The sequence below is a fragment of the Streptomyces sp. NBC_00576 genome (assembly GCF_036345175.1).
Taxonomy (GTDB): Bacteria; Actinomycetota; Actinomycetes; order Streptomycetales; family Streptomycetaceae; genus Streptomyces.
The window spans coordinates 7,939,272-7,951,708 of sequence record NZ_CP107780.1 but is presented as its reverse complement, the minus strand read 5'-3'; the positions used below and the strand labels follow the sequence as shown (position 1 = coordinate 7,951,708).

At 67.0% G+C, this 12,437-nt stretch carries 11 protein-coding genes and 1 pseudogene; 3 read left to right on the top strand and 9 right to left on the bottom strand.

Going from position 1 to position 12,437, the window contains the following annotated elements:
• The first annotated feature begins 118 nt into the window (after positions 1-118).
• Complete coding sequence (locus OG734_RS34560) at positions 119-556, top strand: MarR family winged helix-turn-helix transcriptional regulator (RefSeq protein WP_330291350.1); 438 nt, start codon at positions 119-121, stop codon at positions 554-556.
• A gap of 883 nt (positions 557-1,439) precedes the next feature.
• On the opposite strand, the gene OG734_RS34555 is transcribed toward OG734_RS34560, so the two are convergent.
• The 4 genes and pseudogenes from OG734_RS34555 to OG734_RS34540 form a co-directional block, all read right to left on the bottom strand.
• The gene (locus OG734_RS34555; RefSeq protein ID WP_330291349.1) at positions 1,440-1,631 is read right to left on the bottom strand and encodes a hypothetical protein; all 192 of its coding nucleotides are present in this window, start codon (positions 1,629-1,631) and stop codon (positions 1,440-1,442) included.
• Positions 1,628-2,071 carry a hypothetical protein gene (locus OG734_RS34550; protein ID WP_330291348.1) on the bottom strand — a complete coding sequence of 148 codons (444 nt, stop codon included), beginning with the start codon at positions 2,069-2,071 and terminating at the stop codon, positions 1,628-1,630. Before OG734_RS34550 ends, OG734_RS34555 begins: the two co-directional genes overlap by 4 nt.
• 144 nt (positions 2,072-2,215) lie before the next feature.
• Positions 2,216-3,400 (bottom strand): helix-turn-helix domain-containing protein, encoded by a 1,185-nt coding sequence (locus tag OG734_RS34545; protein WP_330291347.1) that lies wholly within the window; start codon positions 3,398-3,400, stop codon positions 2,216-2,218.
• 159 nt (positions 3,401-3,559) lie between these two features.
• Positions 3,560-3,817: pseudogene (locus tag OG734_RS34540) on the bottom strand (helix-turn-helix domain-containing protein); the annotation flags it as partial.
• A 265-nt stretch (positions 3,818-4,082) separates the two neighbouring features.
• On the opposite strand from OG734_RS34540, the gene OG734_RS34535 reads away from it, so the two are divergent.
• Both OG734_RS34535 and OG734_RS34530 read left to right on the top strand, forming a co-directional pair.
• Positions 4,083-5,201, top strand: coding sequence for a S1 family peptidase (locus OG734_RS34535; protein ID WP_330291346.1), 1,119 nt, complete (start codon positions 4,083-4,085; stop codon positions 5,199-5,201).
• Between the two features lie 187 nt (positions 5,202-5,388).
• Complete coding sequence (locus tag OG734_RS34530; RefSeq protein ID WP_330291345.1) at positions 5,389-6,294, top strand: hypothetical protein; 906 nt, start codon at positions 5,389-5,391, stop codon at positions 6,292-6,294.
• A 190-nt stretch (positions 6,295-6,484) separates the two neighbouring features.
• On the opposite strand, the gene OG734_RS34525 is transcribed toward OG734_RS34530, so the two are convergent.
• The 5 genes from OG734_RS34525 to OG734_RS34505 form a co-directional block, all read right to left on the bottom strand.
• The gene (locus tag OG734_RS34525; protein ID WP_330291344.1) at positions 6,485-7,321 is read right to left on the bottom strand and encodes an SCO2400 family protein; all 837 of its coding nucleotides are present in this window, start codon (positions 7,319-7,321) and stop codon (positions 6,485-6,487) included.
• Between the two features lie 215 nt (positions 7,322-7,536).
• The gene (yjfF, locus tag OG734_RS34520; RefSeq protein WP_330291343.1) at positions 7,537-8,571 is read right to left on the bottom strand and encodes a galactofuranose ABC transporter, permease protein YjfF; all 1,035 of its coding nucleotides are present in this window, start codon (positions 8,569-8,571) and stop codon (positions 7,537-7,539) included.
• The gene (locus OG734_RS34515) at positions 8,571-9,698 is read right to left on the bottom strand and encodes an ABC transporter permease (protein ID WP_330291342.1); all 1,128 of its coding nucleotides are present in this window, start codon (positions 9,696-9,698) and stop codon (positions 8,571-8,573) included. The genes yjfF and OG734_RS34515 overlap by 1 nt, the downstream gene beginning before the upstream one ends.
• Positions 9,695-11,233 (bottom strand): sugar ABC transporter ATP-binding protein, encoded by a 1,539-nt coding sequence (locus tag OG734_RS34510; RefSeq protein WP_330291341.1) that lies wholly within the window; start codon positions 11,231-11,233, stop codon positions 9,695-9,697. The genes OG734_RS34515 and OG734_RS34510 overlap by 4 nt, the downstream gene beginning before the upstream one ends.
• Before the next feature lie 159 nt (positions 11,234-11,392).
• Entirely contained in the window at positions 11,393-12,397 is a 1,005-nt protein-coding gene (locus OG734_RS34505; RefSeq protein WP_330291340.1) for an ABC transporter substrate-binding protein, read from the bottom strand.
• Between the last annotated feature and the right edge of the window lie 40 nt (positions 12,398-12,437).

Genomic DNA, 12,437 nt, shown 5'->3' with positions numbered 1-12,437 from the left:
CCGGTGCGGCTGAGTATCTACGTGATCTACGTGATCTGCGGCTCAGATGCTTCAGTACGTGAAACAATAATGCTCCTGAATATTTCAGGTTGTCAAGTAAAGGGGTAACCTGGAGAACATGGCCACACCCGAGAAGACCCGCCCCCGCGACCCCATGACCCTGGAGGTCGTCGACCTGATCGGCGCGGTCGTGGCCCGCTTCCACCAGGAGTACGAGGACGCGGCCACCCAGCACTCCCTCACCGGGGCACAGGCACGCCTGCTGAGCCTGCTCTCCCTGGGCCCCCTGCCTATGCGGCAGCTGGCCCGGAAGCTGCGGTGCGAGCCGTCGAACGTCACCGGGATCGTGGACCGACTGGAGTCCCGGGGCCTGGTCGAACGCCGCCCCGACCCCACGGACCGCCGGGTGAAGCTGGCCGCCTGCACGGACGAGGGGCACCGGGTCGCACAGAGCCTGCGCGACTCCCTGAACTTCGCCCGGGAGCCGCTGGCCGGGCTGTCGGAGGAGGAGCGGGTGCTGTTGCGGGGGTTGCTGGTGCGGATGGTGGAGGCGTAGCGCCCTACCCCCGAAGACGCGGCGCCGGTTCTTCACGTCCCGGCGACCGCGGCCGTGGCGCCGAGCTCGTTCTCTGTCAGGCTCGGCGCCACGGCCTTCACCACCGCAACACCCACCAACACCGCCCCGGAAAGGATCCTCAGGGCAAGGTTCCACTCCACGACTCCAGTCGCTTCCCGGCGGCGCGGTGGGACATCACGGCGTCTCCCCCTGTCGTCGATTCGGGCATCCAAAGTAGGGCAGCCACGACCCCTCGAACGGGGTCTGGTGCGTGCGGCCGGCCATCGTGTCCGACTCTTACGACCATCCGTCGGAGGTGTCAGCCGCAGCGCGTACCGCCTCGGGATCCGCGACGGCCACCGGAAGGCAGTCACGGAGGCTTACGAGCATGCTCAGTACATCCCGCCCGGTGAGTGTGCCGGTTTCCACACCCGCCCGTCTCGCGCGATCTCCCAGCAGACCCGGTACCAACTCGACCGGCTGGTAGGGCGTTGGTCATGACCGGGGCCCCTTCACCAGGATCAGGGGCAGGCGGTGGCAACAGCACGTGCACACCAGGTATCGCACTCCTGGAGTGCCGCTCTCGCGGGGCTCCGCGTCCCGGCACCGACCGTGGGTGCCGATCGTGCAGCGCCCGGACACGTAGGGGTGGTCCGGCGTCGAAGCCGAGCCGAGGGCGGGCCTCACAGCGCTGCCCGCTCTGTTGTGTGACAGGAACACGGGCAGCGGCGCATCAGCAGTAGGCCTCCGCCGTGCGGCAGGGGCACGTCCTCGGTCTGGCTGCACCGCCCGTGCAGAGCCTCGTAGCCGGCCCGTCGGCCGACTGCGCACTCAGCCGACAGGAACTCCACGTCTTCGCGCTGCGCAGCACTGGGGGCCGCGTTCATCGAGAACCCCCGGCATATGCGCGGCGGTAGGCGCCCCACAGTCCCTGGCCATTCTCACAGCCGTCCAGTGCCTTGCGGACGCTCTTGCAGCCGGCGCACTTGCGGGTGTGCTCGAACCACAACCGGTAGGCGCGCAGCATGGCGTCTTCGGCCAGCCTCACGGATGCTGTGACCCGCGCGCCGGTCATCGGGACCTCACCCCGTCCAGTACGGAATGGATGTCCCTGGTGTCGAGGTCGACCCCGAAGTCCGAGGCCAGCACCAGGGCCGTGCGCCTGCTCCATCGGGCGACCCGCTCACGTGCCGTGAGGTACGGGCGCACACGGGCCGCACACGGAACCACCGCCACCCCGGACATCATGTCGACGACCGTGGGCAGGTACGGCCGTGACAGGCGGGATGCCGCGCCGTCCAGGGGTGCGTGGTCGGTGCTGTACGGCGACCGATGCTGAGCAGGCACCCGTGCTGCCAGGTGTGCGTGATTCTCTGTGTTCTTGCCGGTCACGACGGTTCGCACTGCCGTCGGTGCCTTCCGGCGGGTGCCGGTCGGTGGGAACAGACGGGTGAGGCCCCAGAGAACCAGGGGCACCAGAAGCCAGTGCAGCGCGGCAGCGCTACGCTCGGCCATGTTCATCACTCCTCGAAGTGGTGGGCCACGCCCCCGGACCGGTCGCACGGTCGCGGGGGTCTTTGCACTTCCACATCGTGGGGACAACAGAAGGCCGGAACTATCAGACATCGCTGATAGCCCCAGCCTTCGCTTGACGCAGCGTCACATACCCAGCCAGGAACCGAAGTTGTTGAAGGTGTCCGGCATTCTGCGCCTGGCCGCTTCCAGTCCGGAGTAGGTCTCGCGCACTGTGGGGTGGTACCGGGTCTGCTGCGGGGCGAGCTTGCGTGCTCTCATCAGGCTCTTGAACGCCGCGTCCGTACGACCTGTCCACATCTCCGCCCGCGCCACCTCGGCATGGTGATGCGCCAGCCGGGACGGGGGCCACTCGTCCGGAATCGGGATCTCCTGCGCAGCCTGTACGGCCTCGGTGTACTGGTCGAGTTCCGCGAGCACGCTCACGCGGTGCACACCGACATTGGTCGGGCCGAACGACAGCCAGTGCACCTTCTCCGCCGGGCCCGTCCGCTCGGCGATGCGCTGTGCCTCACCGAGGTGTCCCTCGGCTGTCTCCTTGTCCTTGGAGCGGCCGGCCAATACGGCAGCGCCGAGGTGGAGTTGTCCGGTGAGGACATCCCGAACGCGGCCCGTCTCGGCCTGCTCCAGGGTGGCCATTCCCAAGCGGACCAGTCGCCCACCCGTGCGGTAGTCGCTCGCCCGGAAATAGGCCAGAGCCCGCAGATACTGACGCATCCCGCCCAGTACCGGGTCCGATGCCCGCTGCGCTGCCCAGTCCAGGCGGTCCAGAGCAACCGTGCACAGGTCGGAGAACCCGAGCTTCGTGGTCACGTCGTACGCGGTCCGGTACGCGCTCGCGAGCAGGCGCCAGTTGCGGTCAATCGGTGTGATGTGCGCGGTCGTTGTGGCCTCGTGGATCAGGGCCGGCAGGTCGGCGGCGACCTGTTTGATGTTCGTCGCGCGGACCATGGCGCAGAGCCTGTCCGCGTCGGCTTCCAGTTCCGTCACCGGGCGCGGGGTCACGTCCGGGTCGGGGCCCAAGTCGTAGATGTTCAGTGCCTCGCGGATCGGGTTGATCAGACCGTCCAGTTGGTCCTGTCGCAGTTCGTCGAGGTAGGGCTGCCCGGTCAGATCGGTCACCGCCACGGACAAGGCGCGGGCCAACGCCCCGGTAACCGACGGGCTAGCGGGCAGGTTGCCTTGCTCCACCTTGGTCAGCGTGCTGTACGAGACATGCGAGAGATCGGCCAACTCACGTTGCGTCAACCGGCGGGCTTTGCGCGCGCGTGCGATGCGTGCGCCCGTGTGCTCGTCCATATGCGGGGGCATACTGGGCTCCGTTCTGACTCGACACCAGAACGGTACCCGTGGCAGTGCCTGGGAACGATGCGATTGGCCCCCGCCCGCTCGACGCGACGGCCTGTCCGGGCTCGCTTGGAGGTGTCCGGGAAGTCCCGTTCAGGGCGGGGGCTTTGTCGTCTGGTGATCGTGATCCCTGTTTCCTTCGGCTGCGGACTTGGAGACGCCGAACAAGCGGGGCAAGCTGGTGCAGCGTCAAGTTCGTGCGCCAGTAGGCCGTGACCAGCAGCACCCGGTCTTCCAGCGACAGGCTCCATGGCCGGCCCCGACGGACCGCCCTGCTCCGTCGCGCTGCAACATGGTCACCAACTTGCCGAAACAGCGCGGACTCAGCCCGGCGAGCGGGGCTATCCAGGACGTCTCCGATGCGGTGATCACACTCACCACGCCGGGATTTGAACAGACCGGGGGAATCATGAACCGACCACTGCTGTTCCTCGACGTGGACGGGACACTCACCCCCCGTGCGGCCAAGCCAGAGAAGCGCCCCCACGGTGTCACTTCTGGCCGCAGCCCGCGAGTTCAGGTCAACGTACCGCCACCGCCGAAATTGTCGTGCCTGGTCCACCCCTCGCCAAACGCTGCTCCACTAGCCTCGCACTAAGCATTTCGATCACCAGAGGCCCATCATTCGAGAGGGTAAGGACCGTACATGCGAAGACGTCACGTGCACCGGGGAATGATCGCGGCGACGGTCGGCGGAGTACTCACGCTGACCACCACGACCGCCACCCAAGCGGCGCCGCCGCCACTCACCGATCCAGTCAAGGCGGCATCGATCGCCAGCCAGCTGGGTAAGGAGCGCGCAGCAGGCGTCTACTACCGCGACGGACGACTCGTGGTGGCGGTCACCGACCAGGCCTCGGCGGAAACCGTGCAAAGTGCCGGCGCAGTAGCGGAAGTCGTCCCCCACAGCACGGCCGACCTCGACTCCGCCAAAGCAAAACTGGATCAGCTGGCAGGGATCCCCAACACCGCCTGGAGCATTGACCAGAGCGGCAACCGGGTCGACGTACAGATCTACGACGGGGTTTCCGCCACCGACAGGTCCCGGATTGAGAATGCCGCCTCCGGGTTTGGAGATGCGGTCGACATAACGGAACGCTCTGGCAAGATCGAATCGACCGCCTACGCCATGCGCGGCGGTCTGGGCATATTATCGGACTACACCTCCGGCGGGATCACCCGGACTCGAGCCTGCAGTGCCGCATTCAACGTGCAGGACGACGACGGCAACAAGTACATGATCACTGCCGGACATTGCATGGCCAACGGCGCTGTCACCTGGCGCCGAAGGGGCGGGGAGGTTCCCCTGGGGAGGGCCACCGACTGGGCCTACGGAAACGACGTAAACCAGTCCGACTACGGCGTGGTGAAGTACACCAACCCCGATGTCACGCCGTACGGGACAATCCAGTACAAAGACGGCTCAGAAGGGCAGATTTCGCGTTCAGCCTCTGCGTTCGAGGGGGAGAAGGTGAAGCGCGTGGGGACCATGTCCCAGGACTTGGTGGGCATGGTGCTCTCGACGAACGCAACGGTTACCTACGACGAAGGCACCACGCTCAAGAACATGACCGAGGCGAGCAACTGCGATGTGTTTGGTGACAGCGGAGGAGCCCTCTTCAGCGGCGAAACGGCTCTGGGCATCACGTCGGGCGGCAGCTATGCCGACCAGCCCTGCGGAGATTCCGACTCTCAAGCGGACCGCAGCACTTGGTACGAGCCGCTGGGTCTCGTGCTCTCCTGGGAAGACCTGAAGGTCTATTAGCCGTGCGCCGTCCCCTCGCCATTTGCGGTTTGTCGAAAACGCCGCAAGCGGCGCGAGAGGCCATGCATGAACCCGTATGCCTCCCGCCGCGTCGAAGGTGTGGACCGGGCTGGCGCTAGGAGTTGAAGAGCATCAGCGCCATGCTTTCAGCAGGGAATCCGTCGTCGGTAGCCTCCAAGGGAACGCCATGAACACGCAAGCGAAACGCCTCGTCGGCCTGCTATTCGCACCCCTCTTGGGTGTCTGCCTCCTTGCCGGTTGCGGCGACAGCCCGCGCGCCGACGATGGCGATGCCCAGTCACTGCAGAAGCAGGAGAGGCGGGCCCGTCAAGTTGCCGACGCCTGGCAGGGGTCCGCGTCCGCCGCTGCATGGGGCGAGGGCTACTATCCGATGGCCGATGGGGTGCAGGTACCGGAATCCGGTTGGCGTAGCAAGGCAGACAAGCAAGCCTACGAGACCAAGAACTTCGTCCTGCGGGGCAAATTGCCGGCTGCTACCACCAAGCACGAGAAGGTGGACTGGGGAAACGGAGACACTCTGACCCGCCCACTGTCGGGAGCTAAGAAGGCGTACCAGTCATTCGCCCTCAACAACGGTGAGGGACCCCAACTGACCGTGGTGGGAGCGAGGCTCGGTGAAACGACGATCGCCACGAGCCGAGGCACGGCGACCGTTCCCGCTTGGCTGTTCACGCTGGAGGGCTACGACACCCCGCTAAAGCGGGTCGCAGTCACCCCGTCAAAACTTCCCAGGCCGCCAATCGAACAGGCTCAGCAAGGGGCTGTCGGCGGTCTCAGGCGTGTCACCCGGCTGGCCGGGACGGCGATGGACGGCCGGTCCATCACGGTGAAGGCCACTCACGGAGCCTGCGACGACGGCCCCATCGTGAAGGTGCTGGAGACGGACGAGAACGTAGTGCTATACGCCTCCATCGCCGGGGCACAGAGCGGCCCCTGCAGCACTGACATGACCGAACAGAGCGTGAAGGTTGAGCTGCGGAAGCCGCTCGCTGACCGCATCCTCCTGGACGCCCTCACCGGTCAGCCAGTGCCGTACGGAGAGCCCAACGGGCTGTCGCCAAGCTGGACCTAGGGTGCCGTTCACTCAATTCAGAGAGCGGACCGGCCTCGCAGATGGCGAGCGAATCTGAATGTAGGCCGATGACGATGACCGCCATACGGGCCAGCCGCACCAAGCAGAATCGATCGCCACTGCGAAGCGGCTCAGGGGCAACTCCACGCCCCGTAGAGTCGAGTGTGAGTGCCACCGCCGCCGCCTCCCCCTAGCTACACCACCAAAGAAACCTCTCGCACGTCTCCGAAGGCGACGGTTCCGGAGTCGGGTCCGCTGTGGTCGGGGCCGTGGACGGGGTCGTCGAGGGTGTCGGGGTCGGGGAGGAGTTCCCCCTGATCGGTGTCGGCGCCGTGCCGATCGGCCCGGACTGGGGGGCCTTGCTGCCGCTCGGCGAGACCGACGGGGACGGTGATCCCGAGCTCTCCGACGCTGACGGCGACGGGGGCGGGGACGCGTCCGGGGATGCCGAGTCCGGCGCGTCGGTACCCCCCGGGGCCGACGTGTCGGACAGGGGCGACCCCTTGTCGCCGGCCTCCTTCGTCGCCGTGTCGTCCGCCGTGTCGCCGTCTGCCGTCGCTGCGTTCGGGTTCGAACCCGGCGCGTCCGTGCCCAGCTCGGCGAGGCTCAGTCCGCCCGCCGCGAGCACGAACCCCGCAGCGACGAGCAGCGCCCGCTTCCGTCGCCGCCGGTGCGCCGCGGCCTTGCGGTCACGTCGGCTGCCGCTTGCCCGCCCGGCGTCCTCGGCTTCGTGCTCGTGCTCGTACTCGTACTCGGCCTCGTACTCGTACTCGTACTCGTGGGCGTCTGCGGCGGGGGCAGCGGCAGCCACCTCGCGTCCGCGTCCGCGACCCGCCTTCCGGGCCGCCGCCCGCCCAGGGCGCACTGCCTCGTCGACAGCACCGGTGGAGTCGACCGCGTCCGCCTCCGCATCCGGGCGGGCGTCGGTCTCCTCCGGGTACGTATGGAGAGGTGCGATCGATGAGCCGCACCCCGGGCAGGCGAGTGCGCCGTTGAGGTGCCGTTGGCACTGGTGGCAGTAGTCCATGACGCGGGAAGAATAAGTTCCGCGCAGGGAACGTTCCTAGGAGTCCCTGTGAAGATTCCGTGCGGGACTCGCGTTTCGCGTTTGCCCAGTTGAGGTCAAGCCCGACCAATCCGCGCCATCTTCTGACACGTTCTGGCACGCAGAAGCGGTCCGTCGCGCGGTGTACGCGCGACGGACCGCCCCGAGCCGGAGAGTTTCCCGTTCGGCTCGGACGCTCAGGTTTTCTTACGGGTCGTCATGGCCCGCTGGATCAGGATGAACGCGCAGAGCAGCACGCCCGTCGCGATCTTCGTCCACCAGGAGCTGAGCGTCCCCTCGAACTGGATGATGCTCTTGATCAGGCCCAGGACCAGGACACCGAACAGCGTGCCCAGGACATAGCCCGAGCCGCCCGTCAGCAGCGTGCCGCCGATGACGACCGCGGCGATCGCGTCGAGTTCCATGCCGGTCGCGTGCAGCGGGTCGCCCGACTGGATGTACAGGGTGAACAGCAGGCCCGCCAGGGCGGAGCAGAAGCCGCTCACCGTGTACACGGCGATCTTCGTGCCGCCCTGCGGGAGGCCCATCAGCATGGCCGAGTTCTCGTTGCCGCCGATGGCGTACACGCGCCGGCCGAAGCGCGTGTAGTGGAGGACGTAGAAGGCGATGGCCAGGACCACCAGCGCGATGATCGCGCCGATCGACAGGAAGCCCACCCCCAGCTGCGCCTGCGCCTGCGCCATGCTGCTCACCAAGGAGTCGTCGATGGCGATCGACTCCTTGCTGATGACCAGGCACAGGCCCCGGAAGAGGAAGAGGCCGGCGAGGGTCACGATGAAGGGCTGGATCTCGAAGTTGTGGATCACATAGCCCATCAGGAAGCCGCCGAACGCGCCCACCCCCAGCGCGATGGGGATGACGACCACGATGGGCAGGCCCTGCTTCTCCACCAGCCATGCCGTGAGCATGGTCGTGAAGCCGATCACGGAGCCGACGGAGAGGTCGATGCCGCCGGAGAGGATCACGAAGGTGGCGCCCACCGCGGCGACCAGCAGGTAGCCGTTGTCGATGAACAGGTTGAGGAAGACCTGCGGTTCACCGAAGCCGAAGTTCTGGTAGCGGCCGAGGCCCACGAGGTACATCGCGATGAAGAGCGCGGCGGTCACCAGGACGGGCAGACGCCGGTCGCCGAGCAGCCGCGCGGCCTTGGACGTCGTGGACGTGGCCTTGCCACTGCCCTGAGTCTTGGGCGTCTGTGTGGTCGTGCTCATCACGACACCTCCATCTTGGGGGCTGCCGCGGTGGTCGGGGCGGTGTCGGTCGGGGTGGCGGCCGACTTGCCGCTGCCCTTCGCGCCGGTTCCCGTTCCGGAGCCGAACTTGTTGCCGAAGACCTTGGCGCGGAACTTCGGGGACTGCAGCAGGCAGACGACGATGACGACGGCGGCCTTGAAGACCAGGTTGGTCTGGGTCGGTACGCCGATGGTGTAGATCGTGGTGGTCAGGGTCTGGATGACGAGGGCGCCGACCACCGTGCCGCCGATGGAGAACCGGCCGCCCAGCAGCGAGGTGCCGCCGATCACCACGGCGAGGATCGCGTCGAGCTCGATCCACAGGCCGGCGTTGTTGCCGTCCGCCGCCGAGGTGTTGGAGCTGATCATGAGGCCCGCGATGCCGGCGCACAGGGCGCAGAAGACGTACACCATGATCTTGATGCGCATGGACCTGATGCCGACCAGACGGCTGGCCTCGGCGTTGCCACCGACCGACTCGACGAGGAGGCCGAGGGCCGTGCGGCGGGTCAGGGCCACCGTGACGGCCACGACCGCCGCGACCACGAAGATCGAGAAGGGCAGGGTCAGCCAGTAGCCGCCGCCGATCAGCTTGTACGGCTCGCTGTTGATCGTGATGATCTGGCCGTCGGTGATCAGCTGGGCCACGCCTCGGCCCGCGACCATGATGATGAGGGTCGCGATGATGGGCTGGATGCCCATTCTCGCCACCAGGAAGCCGTTCCACAGACCGCACACGACCGCGGCCACGAGGCCGATGCCCATGGCCAGGAAGACTCCGGACAGGGAGTCCTGGTCGGCCTGGTCACTGATGTACGAGCAGGTCAGGGCGCCGGTGATGGCGACCACGGCGCCGACGGAGAGGTCGATGCCGCCGGTCGCGATGACCAGGGTCATGCCGACCGCCACCAGGATGAGCGGTGAGCCGAACAGGACGATCGAGACGAGGCTGCCGTAGAGGTGGCCGTCCGCCATCTTGATCGAGAAGAAGTCGGGGGTGAAAGGAACGTTGATCAGCAGCAGGACGACCAGCACGGCCACCGGCCAGAACAGGTGGTGCTGCGTCAGCGTTCGCCATCGGGGAGTGGGAGTGGGCGGGGTGGTCACTGGTGCTCTCCGCTCGCGATGGTCTCCAGGATCCGGGTGGGGGTGATCTCGGGCCCGTTGGCGATCTGGGCGACCAGCTTGCGGTCGCGCAGCACCCCGATGGTGTGACTGAGCCGGAGGACCTCCTCCAGTTCGGCCGCGATGTACAGCACGGACATGCCTTCCTCGGAGAGCGAGACCACGAGTTTCTGGATCTCCGCCTTCGCGCCGACGTCGATGCCGCGCGTCGGTTCGTCCAGGATCAGCAGCTTGGGCTGAGTGATCAGCCAGCGGGCCAGGAGGACCTTCTGCTGGTTGCCGCCGCTCAACTGGCCTACTCGGGCCTCCGGGTTGGCGGGGCGGATGTCCAGCGCCTTGATGTACTTGGCGACGAGTTCGTCGCGCTGGGCGACCGGGATGGGCCGGGTCCAGCCGCGGGACGCCTGGAGGGCGAGGATGATGTTCTCCCGTACCGTCAGGTCGGGTACCAGGCCCTCGGTCTTGCGGTTCTCGGAGCAGAACGCGACCCCGGCGCCGATGGCGTCGTTCGGGGCGCTCATCGAGACCTGCTTGCCGCCGATGGTGACCTTGCCGCTGTCGGGCTGGTCGGCGCCGAAGAGCAGCCGGGCGAGTTCGGTACGGCCGGAGCCGAGCAGGCCGGCCAGACCCAGGACCTCGCCCTTCTTGATCTCCAGGTCGAAGGGGGCGATACCGCCCGTCCTGCCGAGGCCTTCCGCCTGGAGCAGCGGCTCGCCGACCTCGGCGTGCAGCTGGTGCTCGTGGAGCCCCTCCAGCTGGTCCATGGCCTTGCCGATCATGAGCTGGATCAGTCCGACCTGGTCGAGGTCGCTGACCATGTGCTCGCCGACGAGGGTGCCGTTGCGCAGGACGGTCATGCGGTCGCAGATCTCGTAGATCTGGTCGAGGAAGTGCGAGACGAACAGGATCGCGACGCCTTCGTCCCTGAGCTGGCGCATCAGGCGGAACAGTTCGAGGACCTCGTCGCGGTCGAGGCTGGACGTCGGCTCGTCGAGGACCAGCACCTTGGTGCCGGCTCCGGCGCCGTCGCTGTCGCCGGTGCCCACCGCCCGTACGATCGCGACCAGTTGCTGCACGGCCAGCGGGTACGAGGACAGGGGCGCCGTGACGTCGAGGTCGAGGCCGAGCCGGTCGACCAGCTCCGCCGCGTCCTTGCGCATACGGCTCCACTGGATGCGGCCGTAGCGGGTGGGTTCACGTCCGATGAAGATGTTCTCCGCCACCGACAGGTTGGGGCAGAGGTTCACCTCCTGGTAGACGGTGCTGATGCCGGCCTGCTGTGCCTGGAACGGGCTGTCGATCTGCACGGGCTGCCCGTCGAGGGCGATCGTGCCGCCGTCCAGCGGGTAGACGCCGGTCAGCACCTTGATGAGGGTGGACTTGCCGGCTCCGTTCTCACCCATCAGGGCGTGGATCTCGCCGGGGAAGAGCCGGAAGTCGACACCCGACAGAGCCCGTACCCCCGGAAATTCCTTGACTATGCCCGTCATTTCCAGGACGGGCCGCGGCTCTGCCATGGCAGCGCTCCTCTTGAATCTTGTTCAGGCCCACGGTTTTTCCTCAGGCCCGATTCGTTCAGGCCTGCGATTTGTTCAGGCCCGCAGGGAGCCCCCTGGACCGCCCTCCGTGCGGAGGCTTCGGTCGGGTGGAGGCTCCCTGCCGATGGGTGCGGTCGGTCAGTACTTGCGGGTGGGGAGCGCGGCCTTCGCCTGGTCCTGCATGAAGTCGCCCTCCTTCGTCTTGATCCAGCGCTCGACCGTCTCGCCGTTCTTGACCTTCTTGACGACCTCCATGAGCTGGGGGCCGAGCAGCGGGTTGCACTCGACGATGGCGTTGATCTTGCCCTCGGACATCGCGATGAAGCCGTCCTTCACACCGTCGACCGTGACGATGAGGATGTCCTTGCCGGGCTTCTTGCCGGCCGCCTCGATGGCCTGGATGGCACCGATGCCCATGTCGTCGTTGTGCGCGAACAGCACGTCGATGTCCGGGTTGGACGTCAGGAAGGCGGCCATGACCTGCTTGCCGCCGGCGCGGGTGAAGTCACCGGTCTGGCTGACGACGATCTTCCAGTCGTCCGCGTGGTCCGCGTCCATGACCTCCTTGAAGCCCTTGGCGCGCTCGATCGCGGGGGCGGCACCGGTGGTGCCCTCCAGCTGGGCGATCTTGATGGGGCCCTTCTTGCCGGCCTTCTCCAGGACCTTCTCCAGGATCTTGCCGGCGCGGCGGCCCTCGTCCGTGAAGTCGGAGCCGACCAGGGCGACGAAAAGGGACTCGTCGGTGGTCTCGACGGAGCGGTCGGTGAGGACCACGGGGATCTTCTTGGCCTTGGCCTCCTTCAGGATCCCGTCCCAACCGGTGACGACCACCGGGGAGAAGGCGATGACGTCCACGCCCTGGGTGATGTAGTTGCGGATCGCGGAGATCTGGTTCTCCTGCTTCTGCTGCGCGTCGGAGAACTTGAGGTTGTAGCCGGCCTGCTTGGCGGCTTCCTTCACCGAGTCGGTGTTGGCGCTGCGCCAGCCGCTCTCCGAGCCGACCTGGGAGAAGCCGAGGACGATCTTGTCGTCGCCGCCGCCGGTGCCGGTGGAGCCGGTTTCGTCCTTCTTGGCACAGGCCGCCAGGCTCGTCGCAGCCGCCACGCCGACCGCCGCAGTGAGGAAGTTCCTTCTGTTGAGCATGTGTCTTCTCCTTTGAAGAGCCGCCGGCCCGGTGATGGGC

What these genes read in the sequence shown, in the direction of transcription:
- OG734_RS34550 (WP_330291348.1), bottom strand. Translation starts at nt 2,071, where the DNA reads ATGGCCGAGCGTAGCGCTGCCGCGCTGCACTGGCTTCTGGTGCCCCTG.
- OG734_RS34525 (WP_330291344.1), bottom strand. Translation starts at nt 7,321, where the DNA reads ATGGACTACTGCCACCAGTGCCAACGGCACCTCAACGGCGCACTCGCC.
- OG734_RS34530 (WP_330291345.1), top strand. Translation starts at nt 5,389, where the DNA reads ATGAACACGCAAGCGAAACGCCTCGTCGGCCTGCTATTCGCACCCCTC.
- OG734_RS34555 (WP_330291349.1), bottom strand. Translation starts at nt 1,631, where the DNA reads ATGACCGGCGCGCGGGTCACAGCATCCGTGAGGCTGGCCGAAGACGCC.
- OG734_RS34535 (WP_330291346.1), top strand. Translation starts at nt 4,083, where the DNA reads ATGCGAAGACGTCACGTGCACCGGGGAATGATCGCGGCGACGGTCGGC.
- OG734_RS34505 (WP_330291340.1), bottom strand. Translation starts at nt 12,397, where the DNA reads ATGCTCAACAGAAGGAACTTCCTCACTGCGGCGGTCGGCGTGGCGGCT.
- yjfF (WP_330291343.1), bottom strand. Translation starts at nt 8,571, where the DNA reads ATGAGCACGACCACACAGACGCCCAAGACTCAGGGCAGTGGCAAGGCC.
- OG734_RS34510 (WP_330291341.1), bottom strand. Translation starts at nt 11,233, where the DNA reads ATGGCAGAGCCGCGGCCCGTCCTGGAAATGACGGGCATAGTCAAGGAA.
- OG734_RS34545 (WP_330291347.1), bottom strand. Translation starts at nt 3,400, where the DNA reads ATGCCCCCGCATATGGACGAGCACACGGGCGCACGCATCGCACGCGCG.
- OG734_RS34560 (WP_330291350.1), top strand. Translation starts at nt 119, where the DNA reads ATGGCCACACCCGAGAAGACCCGCCCCCGCGACCCCATGACCCTGGAG.